This is a genomic window from Dehalobacter sp. CP (genome assembly GCF_047652685.1).
Lineage (GTDB): Bacteria > Bacillota > Desulfitobacteriia > Desulfitobacteriales > Syntrophobotulaceae > Dehalobacter.
The window spans coordinates 406,410-423,638 of record NZ_CP157399.1 but is presented as its reverse complement, the minus strand read 5'-3'; the positions used below and the strand labels follow the sequence as shown (position 1 = coordinate 423,638).

The following is a 17,229-nucleotide window of genomic DNA, read 5'->3' as shown; positions in this document are numbered from 1 at the left end:
CTCCCCTATCCTAAAATCAGACTATATTATTTTAGCAGTCACCTATTACTGTGTCAAGAATACAATTAGCTTGGCTTCGCTGTTAAACTATTAAACTGCTTTGCTCGGGTTTGTTACCGTAATGGACGGCCGCTTTCGGTCATTGTGTCATCCTTGACACAAAATCCCGCGCTCCGCATCCATGCTCCGCTTGGTGCCGGCCATCCATTACGGTAACTTAATATGCAGCTTGCTTCTATGAAATCGTAGTGTTAAACTTCGGTTCTGGATCGAAGCGCACCGTCGTCTGTGATTTTCAGGGTCCGGTATTTTGACATCCCGGTACCGGCAGGGATTAGTTTTCCGATGATGACATTCTCTTTCAGGCCAATCAACGGATCGACTTTTCCTTTAATAGCAGCTTCCGTGAGTACTCTGGTTGTCTCCTGGAAGGATGCTGCCGAGAGGAAGGAATCGGTAGCGAGAGAAGCCTTGGTAATTCCGAGCAGAACCGGACGGCATTCAGCAGGTTCTCCGCCTTCCTGCAAGACTTTCGCGTTTTCCTCCTCAAACTCGAAGATATCGATCAGTCCGCCGGGTAGAAGGCTGGTGTCTCCGGCTTCTTCTATCTTAACTTTTCTGAGCATCTGCCGGACCATCACCTCGATATGCTTGTCATTGATATCAACGCCCTGCAGACGGTATACCCGCTGCACTTCTCCGAGCAGATAGACCTGTACACCGATGATTCCCTTGATCTTCAGCGTATCATGAGGATTAATGCTGCCTTCGGTCAATTCGTCACCAGGGGAGATGACCTGGCCATTCTTAACTTTGAGGCGGGAACCAAACGGTATGGTATAGATTCCTTGTTCCCCGGTTTCGCTCGTGACTTCCACTTCTCTGCGGCCTTTGACTTCTCTGATCGTAATTGTGCCACTGATTTCGGAGATAATCGCCTGGCCTTTGGGCTTGCGTGCTTCAAACAGTTCCTCTACCCTCGGCAGACCCTGAGTAATGTCGTCTCCAGCAACACCACCGGTGTGGAAAGTACGCATCGTAAGCTGAGTTCCAGGTTCACCGATAGATTGGGCAGCGATAATGCCGACTGCTTCGCCGATTTCAACCTGACGTCCGGTGGCAAGGTTTCTGCCGTAGCATTTCTTGCAAACGCCGTAACGGGTCTTACAGTTCAGCACGGACCTTATCTCAACTTTGTCATAAACATCAGCAATCGCTTTAGCTTGTTCTTCACTGATTTCGTAATCGGGAGAAGCCAGCAGTTCGCCTGTTTCAGGATGACGGATCTCTCTTACCAGGAAGCGTCCTACCAGACGTTCTTCCAGTTTTTCGATCATTTCACTGCCTTCCTTGATGTCTTCGACCATAATGCCTTTATCGGAGCCGCAATCATCCTCCCGGACAATGACATCCTGGGATACGTCGACGAGTCTGCGGGTCAGATACCCGGAGTCGGCAGTTCTGAGTGCGGTGTCAGCCAAACCTTTACGTGCACCGTGCGAAGAGATAAAGTACTCCAACACAGTCAGGCCTTCACGGAAGTTGGCTTTAATAGGCAGTTCAATCGTTCGGCCTGACGGGTCTGCCATCAGTCCGCGCATCCCTGCCAGCTGACGCAGCTGCTGAATATTACCACGCGCTCCGGAATTGGCCATCATATAAACCGGATTAAACTTATCCAGTGATTCCATCAAAGCTTTCGTTACGGAATCATTGGCTTTAGTCCAAATTTCGATAACAAGGATCTTGCGCTCTTCATCGGTAATGAGACCGCGTCGGTACTGCTGTTCGGTCTTGGCAACAGCAATATCCGCCTCGGCCAGAATCGTTCTCTTGACTTCGGGAACCTGGATATCGTCAATACCGACCGTGACTCCGGCTCGTGTCGAAAACTTAAAGCCTAGATTTTTTATTCCGTCCAGTAATAAGGCTGTCTTCTCGTAACCGCAAAAACGGTAAGTCTTGGCAACAATTTTATCTAAAGACTTCTTAGTGACCATTTCGTTTATATAACCGGCTTCTTCAGGAATAACGGTATTGAAAATGAGTCTTCCTGTCGTTGTCTCCAGAAGTTCTCCATCCTTACGCACCTTGATCAAGGCTTGAAGATGGACAGCTTTGGAATTGTACGCCAGAACCGCTTCATCCAGATCCTTGAAGATCTTGCCTTCACCAAGGGCTCCAGGTCTTTCCATTGTCAGATAGTAGCAGCCCAGAACCATATCTTTGGTTGGTGAAGCTACCGGGCGTCCGTCTTTCGGGTTCAGGATATTGTGCGCAGACAGCATCAGCAGCCGAGCTTCAGACTGGGCCTCAGCGGAAAGCGGCACGTGAACCGCCATCTGGTCCCCATCGAAGTCGGCATTGTAAGCCGTACAAACGAGCGGGTGAATCTGCAGAGCCTTACCTTCGACAAGGATAGGCTCAAAAGCCTGAATTCCAAGTCTGTGCAGCGTTGGAGCACGGTTCAGGAGCACTGGATGCTCAGCAATGACTTTTTCCAGGACATCCCATACTTCCGGTCTTACCCTTTCCACCATTCGCTTGGCACTTTTAATATTATGAGCATAACCCTCATTAACTAAGTTTTTCATCACGAAAGGCTTAAACAGCTCAATTGCCATCTCTTTCGGCAACCCGCACTGGGAAAGCTTCAGTGTCGGCCCTACAACGATAACAGAACGACCGGAATAGTCAACACGTTTTCCTAAAAGGTTCTGACGGAATCTTCCCTGCTTACCTTTTAGCATATCACTTAACGATTTTAGCGGCCTGTTGCCGGGTCCGGTAACCGGCCGTCCGCGACGGCCATTGTCAATCAGTGCGTCAACAGCTTCTTGAAGCATTCTTTTTTCGTTCCGGACAATAATATCCGGAGCGCCAAGGTCAAGAAGCTTTTTCAGCCTGTTATTTCTATTAATGACCCTGCGGTACAGATCATTCAGGTCGGAGGTTGCAAACCTTCCGCCGTCCAGCTGAACCATCGGCCGCAGTTCTGGTGGAATAACCGGGATCGCATCAAGAACCATCCATTCCGGACTGTTTCCGGACTGTTTAAATGCTTCGACAACCTCCAGACGTCTGATCGCCCTGATTTTTCGCTGACCGGACACTTCCTTAAGCTCGGTGCGAAGTTCTTCGTTCAGTTTATCTAGATCAATCTCGGCCAATAACGCCTTGATGGCCTCAGCACCCATCTCTGCCTTGAAGCCACTGCCGTATTTTTCCCTGGCCTCCCGGTATTCTGTCTCGGTAAGAAGCTGTTTTTTCATCAGGGAGGTATCCTTTGGATCAACAACGATATACGCGACAAAATATAGAACTTTTTCCAGGGAACGCGGTGACATGTCCAGCAGAAGCCCCATTCTGCTCGGAATCCCTTTGAAGTACCAGATATGGGAAACCGGCGCAGCCAGCTCAATATGTCCCATTCTCTCACGGCGGACTTTAGACCTCGTTACTTCAACACCGCATCGGTCACAAATAATGCCTTTATAACGGACTCTCTTATATTTACCGCAGTGGCACTCCCAGTCACGGGTAGGGCCAAATATTTTTTCACAGAAAAGACCTTCTCTTTCGGGCTTTAAGGTGCGGTAATTAATGGTCTCAGGTTTTTTTACTTCCCCATAGGACCATTTGCGGATCATCTCCGGAGAAGCCAACCCGATACGCATCCTCTCAAAATTATTCACATCAAGCACGGTATTCTCTCCTTTCGCCCATCAAGCTTTCTCGATCTAAACGCACACTTTACTTGTAATCCGGATCAAAATCGTCATCCATGTTGTCGCTGAAATCATTGTCCAGATCATTAACAAGATCATTACCAAGGTCAGACTCGGGAACACTCAGGACAGGGAAATCTTCAGTTTTGTCATTCAAATCGCCATCCAAATCTTCATCAAGAGTCTCATCTTCATTATCATAGCCAATGCCGCTTTCGTCATTGACATCAATCACGGAATACTGATCATCCATTCCCAGTTCATGGGCAGCTTCTGTGACATCATCATCCAAATCCTTAATTTCAATTTCCTGATCTTCTTCCGAAAGTACGGAAACATCAAGTCCAAGGCTCTGCAATTCCTTGATGAGTACCTTAAATGATTCTGGCACGCCCGGCTCAGGAATATTCTCACCTTTGACAATTGCTTCGTAGGTCTTGACCCTACCTACCACATCATCGGACTTAACGGTAAGTATCTCCTGCAGCGTAAACGATGCGCCATAAGCTTCAAGTGCCCAAACTTCCATCTCTCCGAAGCGTTGACCGCCGAACTGCGCTTTACCGCCGAGCGGCTGCTGGGTGACCAGCGAGTACGGACCTGTAGAACGGGCATGGATCTTGTCATCAACAAGATGGTGAAGTTTCAGCATATACATATAGCCAACAGTAACTTCATTATCAAAAGGCTCACCGGTACGGCCGTCATAAAGAACGGATTTTCCATGTCCGGGAAGTCCGGCCTTTCTCAAGGTATCAAAGACATCATCTTCTCTGGCTCCGTCAAAAACCGGTGTGGCAATATACATGCCCAGTGCTTTCGCCGCCCAACCAAGATGGGTTTCCAGAACCTGTCCGATATTCATACGAGATGGAACACCGAGCGGATTCAGAACGATTTCAATCGGCGTGCCGTCCGGCATAAAAGGCATATCCTCCTGGCGCATAATTCTGGAAATAACCCCTTTGTTTCCGTGTCTTCCAGCCATTTTATCGCCGACGGATATCTTACGTTTCTGGGCAATATAGACTCTTACGAGTTGGTTGACCCCAGGGGCCAGTTCATCGCCGTTCTCGCGCTTAAATACTTTAACATCAACAACTTTTCCGGCCTCGCCATGCGGAACACGTAAAGAAGTATCCCTGACTTCTCTGGCTTTCTCACCAAAGATTGCTCTTAGCAGGCGTTCTTCAGCCGTAAGCTCCGTTTCCCCTTTCGGAGTAACCTTGCCCACCAAGATATCTCCAGGGTGCACTTCGGCACCGATCCGGATAATACCACGTTCGTCAAGATCTTTCAAAACATCTTCTCCGACGTTTGGAATATCTCTGGTAATCTCTTCAGGCCCAAGTTTGGTATCCCGGGCATCTGCTTCGTATTCCTCAATATGAATGGACGTAAAATAATCTTCTTTCACCAGCTTCTCGCTGATCAGAATAGCATCCTCATAGTTGTATCCTTCCCAGGGCATAAACGCTACCAGAACGTTTCGCCCGAGGGCAAGTTCTCCGTTATCTGTTGACGGGCCGTCGGCAATTACCTGACCAGCATCGATTCTCTGGCCTTTGACAACAATCGGTTTCTGATTGATACAGGTTCCCTGGTTGCTGCGCGTGTATTTCAAAAGTCTATTCCGGGTTGTTGTGCCGTCATTGTTTTGAATGATGATCTCATCGGAAGTAACCCGTAAAGCAGTTCCTTCTTTTGGAGAAACCAGACAGACACCGGAATCAACAGCAGCCTTATACTCCATGCCGGTGCCAATATACGGCGCATCTGTTTTGAGTAGAGGCACAGCCTGACGCTGCATGTTGGAACCCATCAGAGCACGGTTAGCATCGTCATGCTCGAGGAATGGAATCAAGGCGGTCGCAATCGATACCATCTGCTTCGGCGAAACGTCCATATACTGAATGTTTACCGGCGGAACCAGGACGAAATCTTCGCCGTGGCGCGCTTCGATCTTTTCGCTTAAAAACTCCCCATTTTCACCAACAGCGGCATTGGCCTGGGCAATAATATATTTTTCCTCTTCATCAGCTGTTAAGTAATGGATCTCATCCGTCACTTTGCCATTTTCTACTTTGCGGTAAGGTGCCTCAATAAAGCCATACTCATTAATGCGTCCATATGTGCTTAGTGAACCAATCAAACCAATGTTCGGACCCTCAGGCGTTTCAATCGGGCACATCCGGCCATAGTGGGAATGATGCACGTCGCGCACTTCAAATCCGGCTCTCTCTCTGCTTAAACCACCAGGTCCCAGCGCGCTGAGACGGCGTTTATGCGTAAGCTCGGCCAGTGGATTGGTCTGGTCCATAAACTGTGATAACTGGCTGCTTCCAAAAAACTCTTTAATTGCGGCCACGACTGGACGTATATTGATCAGCACCTGAGGTGTAATCCCCTCAATGTCCTGAATCGTCATTCTCTCTCTTACCACTCTCTCCATACGGGAGAGACCAATTCTGAACTGATTCTGAAGAAGCTCGCCAACCGAACGCAAACGTCTGTTGCCAAGGTGATCAATATCATCAATATGTCCTTCACCATTAATTATTTTAAGCATCCGAGAAATCGATGCGATGATGTCCTCGGATGTTAAATGCCGTATGTTCTTGGGAATATCCAGACCCAGTTTGTTGTTCAGCTTATAACGGCCTACTTTTGCCAGATCATATCTTCTGGGATCAAAGAACAAGGATTCCAGAAGACTGCGGGCACTCTCCACCGTAGGCGGTTCTCCAGGACGAAGACGTTTATAAATCTCAACTAGCGCTTCTTCCGTTGATTCCGTATTGTCTCTTTCCAGCGTAATTTTAACGTTCTCATTGTCATCGAACGCTTCGAGGATCCGGCCATTGGTTGAATAGCCAAGGGCTCTGACCAGTACCGTAGCCGGTAGTTTACGGGTTCTGTCAACCCGGACAAAAATATTATCATTAATATCTGTCTCAAATTCCAGCCAGGCACCACGGTTCGGAATAATCGTTGCGCCGTAAAGCTTTTTACCGCTGGTGTCGATTGTTTCAGAATAATAAACGCCGGGCGATCTTACCAACTGACTGACAATAACACGTTCCGCACCATTAATAATGAAGGTGCCTTTATCGGTCATCAGGGGAAAGTCCCCCATGAACACTTCCTGCTCCTTAACCTCTCCTGTTTCCTTATTAATAAGGCGTACTTTGACTCTGAGAGGTGCTGCAAACGTAACGTCACGTTCTTTGCATTCCTCGACCTCATATTTTGGATCGCCGAGGCTGTAGTCTATGAATTCCAAAACCAGATTTCCGGTAAAATCCTGAATTGGGGAAATGTCGCGAAACATTTCGCGAAGCCCTTCCTTCAGAAACCACTCGTAGGAATTCTGTTGAATTTCGATTAAGTTGGGCATATCCAGAACTTCCCGAAGCCTCGCATAACTTGCCCGTTCTCTTGTTCCAACTTTGATAGGATTCACCATGCCGTTTCACCCTTCCAGTGTTTTTTCCTGATCGTTCCAACAGAAAACTAGATAATCAAGAAATAATTATAATTGTTTGCGAATACCTTAATACAAATATCCATTACTATCCAAACACCAAAAAGCAAAGAGCAGATAGGCATAAACAACCAAAAGCAAGGCTTTTTGGGAAAAAACCTCGCTTCAATGTTTATGGAGCTGCCTCACATGAGATGCAATACATCCACACTATTATCTCCCAACTTTATTGGTTTGTCTTAGCTTAAGATCACAGTGACAGTTATTAATCCTAACAAGTATACCGATATTTGTCAAGTATATTTTATTTACTAATCATCATTCCTGCAACATTTTTCTGGCATTATAGGTTAAATATCTATTATTATATATTATATTCCAAAAAGTTAAAGGCATTTAGATATTTTTTGCCTGTTTCTACTCAATATTCCATTAGCCTCGTTCAGAACACATTTGACATCCATGAGCACCCGGCGTCAAATAAAAACTGAACCGGCTTAAGCATGGCCGGTTCAGTCTGCGGTACATTTTTCGTTTCAGATTATTTTACGTCTACGCCGGCACCAGCTTCAACAAGTTTAGCTTTGATGGCTTCAGCTTCTTCTTTGGCAATTTTTTCTTTGACAGGTTTCGGTGCGCCGTCAACAAGATCTTTAGCTTCTTTTAAGCCCAGGCCAGTGATTTCACGAACAACTTTGATGACGTTGATCTTTGCAGCACCAGCGCTGGTCAGGATAACATCAAATTCTGTTTGCTCTTCAGCAACAGGAGCAGCAGCGCCAGCTGCCGGGGCAGCCATAACAGCTGCGGGAGCAGCAGCGCTTACACCAAACTCTTCTTCGAAAGCTTTAACGAGCTCAGCAAGCTCAAGAACGGTCATACCTTTTACGGCTTCTAAAATTTCAGCAGTTTTGGACATTAAAATATCCTCCTTAAAATAATTCACATATTTTTTATTTTTGTTTTGACTAGTCATTAGATCTGTTAACATCCGGTACCGTCCAAACCTTCGTGTCAGATGTTGGATAGTCCCAGAGTCTGCGCATGCATCGGGCCTCGGGCATCGAATCCCGTGCCTCGACTATGCCTGGGCTTCTTTAAGTTTACGAACTTCTTCCAAAGCATAACCAAATTTGCGGATAGGCCCTTGCAGAACATTGACCATTCCTTGAAGCGGGCCTTGCATTCCAGCAAGTACTTGGGAAAGAAGAACTTCTCTGGACGGAAGATTTGCGAGATCTTTTACTTTTTCAGCGTTAATGACCTTGCCGTCAAGAACCCCCGCCTTAATGGTCAGGCTCTTGTTTTTCTTGCTGAATTCACTGAGAATCTTCGCAGGAGCAACAGGATCTGCAGAAAAGGCTAAAGCAGTAGGACCTTCCAGAAATTCATCCAAACCGGTAATCCCGATTTCATCTGCAGCCCGGCGAACCATTGTATTTTTCAATACGCGGTATTCAATACCGGCCTGGCGCAGTTCTACTCTCAAATTGGTCACCTGCGATACCGTCAGACCTCTGTAGTCTGCCAGAATCACTCCGTTTGCACCTTCAAACTTCTGTTTGATATCTTCAACAACTTTTTGCTTCTCTTCAAAATTTGGCATACACACACCTCCTTCCGAACGCATACTGTCGTATGCGTTTCGTTGCCATCCATGGCTGTCAATAAACAAGCCTCTGCTGGGCGCAGAGGCAAGATTATTAATGTCTTTCATGTCTTCAAAAGACGACCTTGTCTCCACCTCGGCAGGATATTAAGCTTAATAAAGCGCCTGCTTTCTACAGCGGAAAATGTTATTAATTTTTTTCAGTCTAGTCGGTATATCTCAGCCCTTAAAAAGTCTTTAGACAATTTTCAAAGGATTGATTTTCACTCCTGGTCCCATGGTGGAAGATACCGTTACGCTACGGACATACTGTCCTTTGGCAGCTGCAGGTTTTGCTTTTGTGACAACTTCGGCAATGGTTTTGTAGTTGTCCATCAGCTTATCCTGATCAAAAGAAACCTTGCCGATCGGTACATGAATAATACCGGCTTTATCAGCCCTGTATTCCACTTTACCGGCTTTAATTTCTTTAACTGCTCTTTCGACATCGAACGATACAGTTCCGGTCTTCGGGTTCGGCATGAGGCCCTTAGGTCCCAAAAGCTTACCCAGCTTACCGACAGTACCCATCATATCCGGTGTCGCTACAGCAACGTCAAAACCAAACCAGCCCTGTTGGATTTTCTCAACCATTTCTTCAGCTCCGACAAAATCAGCGCCGGCAGCTTCGGCTTCTTTGGCTTTGTCTCCCTTGGCAAAAACAAGTACACTTAAAGTTTTGCCTGTTCCATGTGGAAGAACAACCGCTCCGCGGATTTGCTGATCAGCATGGCGGGTATCGATTCCCAATTTGAAAGCAACTTCAACTGTCTCATCAAATTTTGCTTTGGCATTGGTTTTTACAACACCAATTGCTTCGGCCGGCTCAAACACAGCCTGATTATCAAATGCTTTTAAAGCATCAAGGTATTTCTTACCTCTTTTTGGCATCTTTCTTTAACCTCCTTGTGGTCTTCGGGCCAAACCCTCCCACATTGTTCAACGGAATCAAACAATATCGATTCCCATACTGCGTGCAGTACCTTCGACCATACGCATTGCAGCTTCAATGCTTGCTGCATTTAAGTCTTTCATCTTTTGTTCAGCAATTTCCCTAACCTGATCTTTGGTCACTTTCGCAACCTTTTGCTTGTTCGGAACAGCGGAACCAGACGGAATGTTGGCTGCCTTCTTAAGCAATACGGATGCCGGCGGAGTCTTCAGAACAAAAGTAAAGGAACGGTCTTCATAAATCGTAATCTCTGCAGGAATGATCAGTCCAGCCTGATCCTTCGTTCTTTCATTGTATTCTTTGCAGAAGCCCATGATATTAACACCGTGCTGACCCAAAGCAGGACCAACTGGAGGTGCCGGATTTGCCTTACCTGCGGTGATTGCCAATTTTACCAGCCCAATAACTTTCTTTGCCATAATTACACCTCCTTGCTGTGGAATATCTATTTAGTCAAGCTTTTCCACTTGCCCAAACTCAAGTTCGACCGGCGTCTCTCTCCCAAACATGGAAACCGAGACTCTGACTTTTTGCTTTTCTTCGAGGACTTCTTTCACAACACCAATAAAGTCTTTGAACGGACCGGAAATGACCCGGACAGACTGCCCGACAACAACGTCAATCTTGGTGCGGATTTTCTCGAGTCCCATTTGGCGTAAAATAACAGCGACCTCATGATCCAGAAGCGGAATCGGTTTGCTGCCGCTTCCTACAAACCCGGTCACCCCAGGTGTATTGCGGACCACATACCAAGAGTCGTCAGTCATGTCCATCTCCACTAGAACGTAACCTGGAAACACCTTGCGTTTGGAGATTTTTTTCTTGCCGTTCTTTATTTCGATCTCGTCTTCCATAGGAACTAAAACGCGAAAAATTTTATCCTCCATATTCATGGATTCCACGCGTTTTTCCAGATTTGTTTTCACCTTGTTCTCATATCCGGAATAAGTGTGAATAACATACCAGTTCTTCGTCATTAACCGAAAGCCTCCTAAGAAAGATTCATCCAATTGTCAAATGAATTGTTAAATACCAAGCAGGTTGGTCATTGCGTACGTCAGACCACTGTCTACAATCCAAATCAACAAAGCAACAATTGCCACAGAAACAAGCACGACACCGGTATACGTCAGCAACGTCTGACGAGTCGGCCAATGTACTTTCTTCAGCTCAAGCCCAACCTCACGAAAAAAAGCAAACCGTTTTCCGGGGTTCTTAAACCTATTAAGAAAGCCGCCTTTTGCACCTGTGGTATCTGCTTTCTTTGCCACTGCCATATCTTCACATCCTTAACGGAATATTCTTCCGGTTCGTACTATTTTGTTTCCTTATGAACAGTATGAGCTTTGCAAGTTCTGCAATATTTTTTGATCTCTATACGATCTGGGTCATTTTTCTTATTCTTATTGGACTGATAATTTCTGTTTTTGCACTCAGTACAAGCCAATGTGATTGCAACACGCATTTGGAACACCCCCCCGGCAATGGCATTAAACTGCATATTTTACAAGTCGCACAGAATAATTTAACACAATAATAAAGTCTTTGTCAAGGAAGATTCCTTTGTATGCCGCAAATAAACTGTGAAATTCTCTTGCCAAAATAGGCAGAACGAATTAGGATTGTATTATTGTCGATATTTATTCATTATATCATAACTGTGCTTAGAAAATAAAAAAAGAATTAGAGGTCTGTCTTATGTCCAATCCAGATTATCCAAACATTTTTGATGCCCATGCCCATATTTTTCCGCAGAAAGTAGCTCCCAGGGCAGTCGATTCCATCTTGTCCTTCTACGACGAACTTATTCAAGATATGGAGCCTGGAAAAGGAACCGCCTCCGATCTGATCGCTTCCGGCGCAGGCGTCGGGATCAACCGCTTTTTGATTTCCTCGACCGCTACGAGAACAGAACAAGTCGAGTCAATCAACGATTTCATTGCCAGTGTTTGCACCGATTCGCGGTTCGTCGGCTTCGGCACCATGCATCCTGAATTTCCTAATCCTCAACTGGAAATCGAGCGGGTACTTTCACTCGGTTTAAAAGGTTTAAAGCTTCACCCGGATTTTCAGGAATATAACATTGACGATCCATCTTTATTTCCTATATACGAGGCAGCAGAAGGCAAATTGCCTATCCTTTTTCATGTCGGAGATACGCGCACGGATTACTCCAATCCGCACAGACTTGCCCACATTCTGAAAATGTTTCCCGATTTGGTGGTCATTGCAGCCCATCTGGGCGGCTGGAGTCTGTGGGATGATTTTGACCACAGCCTGTTTGAGCGAAATGTCTACATCGACACGTCCAGCTCTCTGATGTTAATAGAAAAAGAAACAGCTGTTGATATTATTCGCTCCCATGGCATTGATAAAGTACTGTTTGGCACGGATTACCCAATGTGGTCACCCGAAGCCGAACTTGAGCGTTTCCTATCACTTGGCCTGACGAAAGAGGAAAACCAGAAAATCCTCTGGGAAAACGGCAGAAAACTGTTTGGCCTGCAGCTGTAAACCCTACAATACTATGAAATCAAGCTGCATCTAGTCTTCTTCAGACACTCATTTCCGTCTCCAGATTCAGCAGCCGGGAGGATTCCTTCGCAAACCAGCGAATGCTGTAGGTGACAACAGACAATTCAATCAGCGCATGATAGTAAAAGCTTGTCGAGGGTGTATTCTCCTGCCATTCATTCAGAATAGCGTGCAGTTTGCTCCAGACACGCAATTCGGGAAACTGAGCTGCCTCTTCCCCCTTGACTTTTTTCTGAAGCTGCAGATTGTAGCTTGTCGCACTGAACATCACATTGTGCAGCATTTCAAAAACATGCTCAAATTCAGGACTAACCGCCGGATCATTGGCTTCCTCCCGGCGGGTTTTTCGTTCTGCGGCAAGAAAAAGCAAGTCCTGTGATCTTTGCCAGAGGCCCCGGCTGTAATTTAAATATTCCTTATATAATGGTTTACGGGCCTTGGGGTCTTTCTTGTTTTTACCGAACCACAAGACGTTCCACTCTTTGCGGTATAAATCATACAAATTCTCAGCTTCTTGAAACAAGCTGTTGAATTCCGCTTTATTTTTATGCATTTCTTCTTCCGAAGCCAGATTCAGGTACAGATACCGGTTCACTGCATCGACAAACATCCGGACAGCAAAATTATTTAGTTCAATCAATTTATCCTCAAGCACTTTTTGGTAACGCGGAGGTGCGATCGTCAAATTGATCACATTTGCAGTCACCATACCAATCAGGATAGCCAGTGACCGTGAAACCGCGTGGGACAAAAACTGCTCCTGCGGTGAAGCCAGGATAAAAATGGCCGAGATCACTGCAAGAACGATCTGATTCGGCACTTTGATCACTTTGGTGAAAATAATAATCAGGATAATCGTTGCAAGTGCCATACTCAGAAACTGCAGCGGTATGGCCAGTCCGATCGCCACAGCCACAATAATTGCAATGATGTTTACTATAATTTCTTCCAGCGCATTTCGAAAACTTCTGCCGAGAGATTGCTGCATACAGACCACTGCCGATGTCGCAGCAAACAAAGACGGCTCAATATCCAAAAGGATACAGATATAAACACTGACCGCCACAGCGAGACCTGTCTTTAACGTCCTGGCTCCGATATTCATTCCACAGCTCCTTAAGGTTTATTCTTTATGTTTATTGTCTTATGATAACACAACCCATCCCGAATAATAAACCCGCACTCCAAACACTTCTTTTTTCTCTGAAGCATACAGTATGAAAAAGGAAGTGTGTTTCTTGAAAATTCATGTTGTGAGCTCAGGACAGAGCATCTATTCGATTGCTCGCAAATACGGGGTCTCACCCCAGAAAATGATTGCAGATAATGAACTGACCAATCCAAACCAGCTAGTTGTCGGGCAGACGCTGGTCATTCTGGAAAGTAGTGGAACACATACGGTTGCCGCCGGTGAGTCTCTTTATCTGATTGCCCAAAAACACGGAGTAACTGTGAATGCTTTACTCGCCACCAATCCTCGGATAACAGATCCGAGCCGTATCTATGCCGGTCAGACTATTGCCATTCCGGCAGCGGCTGCCAGCTATGGAACGATAGAAGTGAACGGGTATGCCTTTCCGAATATTAACAGAGACATTCTCCGAAAAAGTCTTCGCCATCTTACATATCTTAGTATCTTCAGTTATCAGGTCAACGCGGATGGCACCCTGAATACGATTCCGGATGAACCGCTGATTCAGGCAGCGAGAGAAGCCCGGACAGCTCCACTAATGGTCATTACGAATATCCAGCAAGGTGGAAGCTTCAACAGTACGCTGGCCAGATCCATCCTGACAAATCAGACTGCTCAGAATACTTTAATCAGTCAGGTTATCAGAACGCTGAGAGAAAAAAACTATTACGGCCTCGATATTGATTTTGAATATATCTATCCATCCGACCGGGAAAACTATAACAACTTTCTCCGAAGGATCGTTAATACGCTCCGCCCTTTAGGCTATCCTGTGACGACAGCTCTCGCTCCTAAGCTGACTGCCGATCAAAAAGGTCTGCTATACGAAGCCCATGACTATCCTGTTCACGGGGCTCTGGCCAACCACGTCATCCTAATGACCTATGAATGGGGTTACACCTACAGCCCACCCAAAGCAGTCGCTCCTGTAAATGAAGTGCGCAAAGTATTGACCTATGCGGTGTCGGCTATTCCGAGACAAAAAATCTTTATGGGTATCCCCAATTATGGCTATGACTGGACCCTTCCATACGTTTCCGGTACTGCCGCCAGAACAGTCTCCAACAGCGGGGCGGTAGATCTGGCCAGAACTGAAAAGACAGCAATCCAGTATGATTCAACAGCGCAGTCTCCGTATTTCACCTACTACGACGATGCCGGCAAAAAGCACGAAGTATGGTTTGAAGATGCCCGAAGCATCTATGCCAAACTGACCCTGGCCAAAGAATTTCGGGTCGGGGGCATAAGCTACTGGACGATCGGAAGATATTTTCCCCAGAATTGGCTGGTTTTAAGGTCTTTATACAATATAAAAAAACTGCTTTAAAATTTTATGGTATAAGACTTGTTCACTCCTCAAACAATATACTTGCAACAATTTTTTTAAGTGCAGACCAAAGGAGGAACAGTATTTATGAAACACAATCCGGATGACCGCAGAGATAATGCCGACAGAATCCAAAAAAACATTAATCACACCATCCAGAATATGGAGCTTGCTGATGAAATGATTGCGAAAACTGATGATCCTAAAAGTAAGAAAGATCTGAAAGAAAAGAATGATCGAAGGCGTGATGCGCTAAACGGAATGAGGGTGGAAATCCGGGACGAAGCCTTGGATAAAAAAAGAGAGTATAAATGATGCAAACAAAGATAGCAGCCAGGTAACTAATAGCCTGGCTCAGGTTACTGACGAACCCCATGATAAAAAATCACGGGGTTCGTTTTTTTGCCACCAATAAAAAATCCTTATAATTAGAGATAGGTAGTCTTTGTCCCAAATCTCTAAATATAAGGAAATATCAAATGCAGGACAAGGATACTATGCAATTTACATTCCTGAAGACTCCAAACGCTGCCAATAGATATTGCTGATCTATTGCTTGCTGAACTTGTAAGCCTTATCGGGAGCAAAACTTCTATTGATGCGGTAAGACATTATTTGGGGGAATAGCTCCATAAAAAACTACTATTTCACAATCATATTATCAGTATCATGACCGGGGTTAACTTGATAAGTTTTGAACTTCACTGATTACAATCATGATGATGACAGCGGATATCAATAGGATAAATAATAAATCTCCCATACTTAATTTGCTTTTCATCCTTTGACCTCGATGTTTATTTCATTTGCAGAACCTACCTCTATTCCCGGAACCTTTTTTAGTTTTGCTTTCTCTAAAAATTTCATGATATATCTCCTGGAGCGTAATATGAGTTCATTGAGAATAAACCCCGGACAGAAGAATCTGCACCAGAATCTGCTGATAAAGAAGGAACTAAAAATAACGACTGGCAAGATAAGCCACTGGATACCGAACCCCTGCCGTCCAAACAAAGTAGCAAATGGCTCATACCCGGCAAAACTGGGTGACTTCGTCAGGAATGCCCCTATGAGTGCCAGGTAGATGAGGATATACCTTAATTTAGCCGCTTTGGCTTCGACTGCTTTATTGCCGCATTTGAATTTGCCGCCGCCTACTTTTGCCGTGATTTCCTGCAAAGCGCCAAACGGACAAAGCCAGAAACAGTAAACGTTCTTTCCTAATATAAAGGTAATAATAGGGATTCCAATTAAGAGGATATACCAAACGAGGTTCTCACGAATAGACGGAAAATTCCCCATGAAAAGTCCGGCAATATTGGCAAGCGAAATGGGTGTGTTGTATTGAAAACCAATGAAGACCAAACTGCCTATCAGGGCAATCCAACGTAGTTTTCTTTGTTTGAATGTAACGCCAATCACCATCAGGATAACCAACGCAATGACGGATATCTCCTTGGACCCGAACTTAAACGGTTCTTTCTCATCCTTCACATCCAGCCCAAACTGCTCTCTGGCTACTGCATGGCTTCCCTGGGAAATGGCCTTGGCAATCCCCCGGGAAGAAAAAGTAGCGCCCGATATTCGGTCGATATCTTTGTTAATGGACAAAGGGGCCGTGATGTCTTTGCCGATGAATTTCTCCAGGTATTTCTGGTCGATGACCTTATCAATAAAGGATGGCGTATCCTTATGCGCTGCAATGACCGCCCCGACAATTTTCCCTTTGAGGTCTATCCCGGTCACCATTTTAATCGGACCGCCATAAGCAACCGCTTGCTCGATTACGACATAGCCTATTTTTTCTTCCCTGCCGTTTTGATCTTTTGTTTGCCCTTCGTATATAACAGGGGAAGACGCAATCTTTTGAAAAGATTGCGCTTCCGGAAACACTTGATTCATAAACGGTATGATATCGTTATCTGTATGAGTCCAACTCAAACCTAACGTTAGGAAGAATATAACTGCTGCTGCAAACACAATGATTTTATTTGCTGTGTTTTTCATTCCTTACTCCTGTTAAAGGTCTGCCTTACCCTGATGTTATGCTGCTTCTACCTTATCAGCTTTCTTTTTTGAAGGCATCAAGGAGTCCAAGCGTACTATAAGGATAACTAAGACAAGAAGAATTGCTCCGAAGATTAACAGTCCCATGCCGGCAGCCTGCATCTCACCTTCAGCTATGCTGCTGAAGATCCAAGCCTGGGTAAATGCTCCCCAGAGTGCGGAGGTCACAATTAAAATCAAGCGTGTAACAGACATTTTTCCTGCAGCCTTGAACTTGATATATCCAAACCATATGGATGATGCCGTGAGTGCACCCAGAAGAATCCAGAAGATAGTCATATTATCTCTCCTCTTTT

The 17,229-nt window shown here is 45.4% G+C and carries 15 protein-coding genes and 1 other annotated feature; of the genes, 3 read left to right on the top strand and 12 right to left on the bottom strand.

Annotated elements, in window-relative coordinates:
* Window positions 1-251: 251 nt before the first annotated feature.
* The 9 genes from rpoC to rpmG form a co-directional block, all read right to left on the bottom strand.
* On the bottom strand, window positions 252-3,704 hold the full coding sequence (gene rpoC / locus AAH944_RS02120) for a DNA-directed RNA polymerase subunit beta' (RefSeq protein WP_415536102.1): 3,453 nt from the start codon (window positions 3,702-3,704) through the stop codon (window positions 252-254).
* A gap of 49 nt (window positions 3,705-3,753) precedes the next feature.
* Window positions 3,754-7,194, bottom strand: coding sequence for a DNA-directed RNA polymerase subunit beta (gene rpoB / locus AAH944_RS02115; protein ID WP_415536100.1), 3,441 nt, complete (start codon window positions 7,192-7,194; stop codon window positions 3,754-3,756).
* Between the two features lie 559 nt (window positions 7,195-7,753).
* Entirely contained in the window at window positions 7,754-8,131 is a 378-nt protein-coding gene (gene rplL / locus AAH944_RS02110; RefSeq protein ID WP_019225206.1) for a 50S ribosomal protein L7/L12, read from the bottom strand.
* Between the two features lie 162 nt (window positions 8,132-8,293).
* Window positions 8,294-8,818: a 50S ribosomal protein L10 gene (gene rplJ / locus AAH944_RS02105; RefSeq protein ID WP_068883195.1), complete on the bottom strand. Its 525-nt coding sequence runs from the start codon at window positions 8,816-8,818 to the stop codon at window positions 8,294-8,296.
* Between the two features lie 54 nt (window positions 8,819-8,872).
* Window positions 8,873-9,017: a sequence feature (ribosomal protein L10 leader region), on the bottom strand.
* A gap of 41 nt (window positions 9,018-9,058) precedes the next feature.
* On the bottom strand, window positions 9,059-9,751 hold the full coding sequence (rplA, locus tag AAH944_RS02100; RefSeq protein WP_015043953.1) for a 50S ribosomal protein L1: 693 nt from the start codon (window positions 9,749-9,751) through the stop codon (window positions 9,059-9,061).
* Window positions 9,752-9,808: 57 nt separating this feature from the next.
* A complete protein-coding gene (gene rplK / locus AAH944_RS02095; protein ID WP_015043954.1) occupies window positions 9,809-10,231 on the bottom strand; it encodes a 50S ribosomal protein L11 in 423 nt (140 codons plus the stop codon).
* A 30-nt stretch (window positions 10,232-10,261) separates the two neighbouring features.
* On the bottom strand, window positions 10,262-10,789 hold the full coding sequence (gene nusG / locus AAH944_RS02090; protein WP_415536096.1) for a transcription termination/antitermination protein NusG: 528 nt from the start codon (window positions 10,787-10,789) through the stop codon (window positions 10,262-10,264).
* Window positions 10,790-10,837: 48 nt separating this feature from the next.
* Complete coding sequence (secE, locus tag AAH944_RS02085; protein ID WP_015043956.1) at window positions 10,838-11,089, bottom strand: preprotein translocase subunit SecE; 252 nt, start codon at window positions 11,087-11,089, stop codon at window positions 10,838-10,840.
* Window positions 11,090-11,127: 38 nt separating this feature from the next.
* The gene (gene rpmG, locus AAH944_RS02080) at window positions 11,128-11,277 is read right to left on the bottom strand and encodes a 50S ribosomal protein L33 (RefSeq protein ID WP_015043957.1); all 150 of its coding nucleotides are present in this window, start codon (window positions 11,275-11,277) and stop codon (window positions 11,128-11,130) included.
* Window positions 11,278-11,510: 233 nt separating this feature from the next.
* Here rpmG and AAH944_RS02075 point away from each other — a divergent pair, with 233 nt between their 5' ends.
* On the top strand, window positions 11,511-12,326 hold the full coding sequence (locus AAH944_RS02075; RefSeq protein WP_415536094.1) for an amidohydrolase family protein: 816 nt from the start codon (window positions 11,511-11,513) through the stop codon (window positions 12,324-12,326).
* A gap of 40 nt (window positions 12,327-12,366) precedes the next feature.
* On the opposite strand, the gene AAH944_RS02070 is transcribed toward AAH944_RS02075, so the two are convergent.
* Window positions 12,367-13,452 (bottom strand): FUSC family protein, encoded by a 1,086-nt coding sequence (locus AAH944_RS02070; protein WP_415536092.1) that lies wholly within the window; start codon window positions 13,450-13,452, stop codon window positions 12,367-12,369.
* Window positions 13,453-13,585: 133 nt separating this feature from the next.
* On the opposite strand from AAH944_RS02070, the gene AAH944_RS02065 reads away from it, so the two are divergent.
* Window positions 13,586-14,866, top strand: coding sequence for a LysM peptidoglycan-binding domain-containing protein (locus AAH944_RS02065; protein ID WP_415536090.1), 1,281 nt, complete (start codon window positions 13,586-13,588; stop codon window positions 14,864-14,866).
* 87 nt (window positions 14,867-14,953) lie between these two features.
* A complete protein-coding gene (gene tlp, locus AAH944_RS02060) occupies window positions 14,954-15,181 on the top strand; it encodes a small acid-soluble spore protein Tlp (protein ID WP_415536088.1) in 228 nt (75 codons plus the stop codon).
* 462 nt (window positions 15,182-15,643) lie between these two features.
* Here tlp and AAH944_RS02055 read toward each other — a convergent pair whose 3' ends face one another.
* Both AAH944_RS02055 and AAH944_RS02050 read right to left on the bottom strand, forming a co-directional pair.
* The gene (locus tag AAH944_RS02055; protein WP_415536086.1) at window positions 15,644-16,873 is read right to left on the bottom strand and encodes a 4Fe-4S binding protein; all 1,230 of its coding nucleotides are present in this window, start codon (window positions 16,871-16,873) and stop codon (window positions 15,644-15,646) included.
* 36 nt (window positions 16,874-16,909) lie between these two features.
* Window positions 16,910-17,212 (bottom strand): dehalogenase, encoded by a 303-nt coding sequence (locus tag AAH944_RS02050; RefSeq protein ID WP_415536084.1) that lies wholly within the window; start codon window positions 17,210-17,212, stop codon window positions 16,910-16,912.
* Window positions 17,213-17,229: the final 17 nt, after the last annotated feature.

Excerpts from the sequence above, each read along its gene's own strand:
- rpoB (WP_415536100.1), bottom strand. The coding sequence starts at position 7,194 with ATGGTGAATCCTATCAAAGTTGGAACAAGAGAACGGGCAAGTTATGCG.
- AAH944_RS02050 (WP_415536084.1), bottom strand. The coding sequence starts at position 17,212 with ATGACTATCTTCTGGATTCTTCTGGGTGCACTCACGGCATCATCCATA.
- nusG (WP_415536096.1), bottom strand. The coding sequence starts at position 10,789 with ATGACGAAGAACTGGTATGTTATTCACACTTATTCCGGATATGAGAAC.
- AAH944_RS02055 (WP_415536086.1), bottom strand. The coding sequence starts at position 16,873 with ATGAAAAACACAGCAAATAAAATCATTGTGTTTGCAGCAGCAGTTATA.
- AAH944_RS02075 (WP_415536094.1), top strand. The coding sequence starts at position 11,511 with ATGTCCAATCCAGATTATCCAAACATTTTTGATGCCCATGCCCATATT.
- secE (WP_015043956.1), bottom strand. The coding sequence starts at position 11,089 with ATGGCAGTGGCAAAGAAAGCAGATACCACAGGTGCAAAAGGCGGCTTT.
- rpmG (WP_015043957.1), bottom strand. The coding sequence starts at position 11,277 with ATGCGTGTTGCAATCACATTGGCTTGTACTGAGTGCAAAAACAGAAAT.
- tlp (WP_415536088.1), top strand. The coding sequence starts at position 14,954 with ATGAAACACAATCCGGATGACCGCAGAGATAATGCCGACAGAATCCAA.
- rplA (WP_015043953.1), bottom strand. The coding sequence starts at position 9,751 with ATGCCAAAAAGAGGTAAGAAATACCTTGATGCTTTAAAAGCATTTGAT.
- rplJ (WP_068883195.1), bottom strand. The coding sequence starts at position 8,818 with ATGCCAAATTTTGAAGAGAAGCAAAAAGTTGTTGAAGATATCAAACAG.
- rplK (WP_015043954.1), bottom strand. The coding sequence starts at position 10,231 with ATGGCAAAGAAAGTTATTGGGCTGGTAAAATTGGCAATCACCGCAGGT.
- rplL (WP_019225206.1), bottom strand. The coding sequence starts at position 8,131 with ATGTCCAAAACTGCTGAAATTTTAGAAGCCGTAAAAGGTATGACCGTT.
- AAH944_RS02070 (WP_415536092.1), bottom strand. The coding sequence starts at position 13,452 with ATGAATATCGGAGCCAGGACGTTAAAGACAGGTCTCGCTGTGGCGGTC.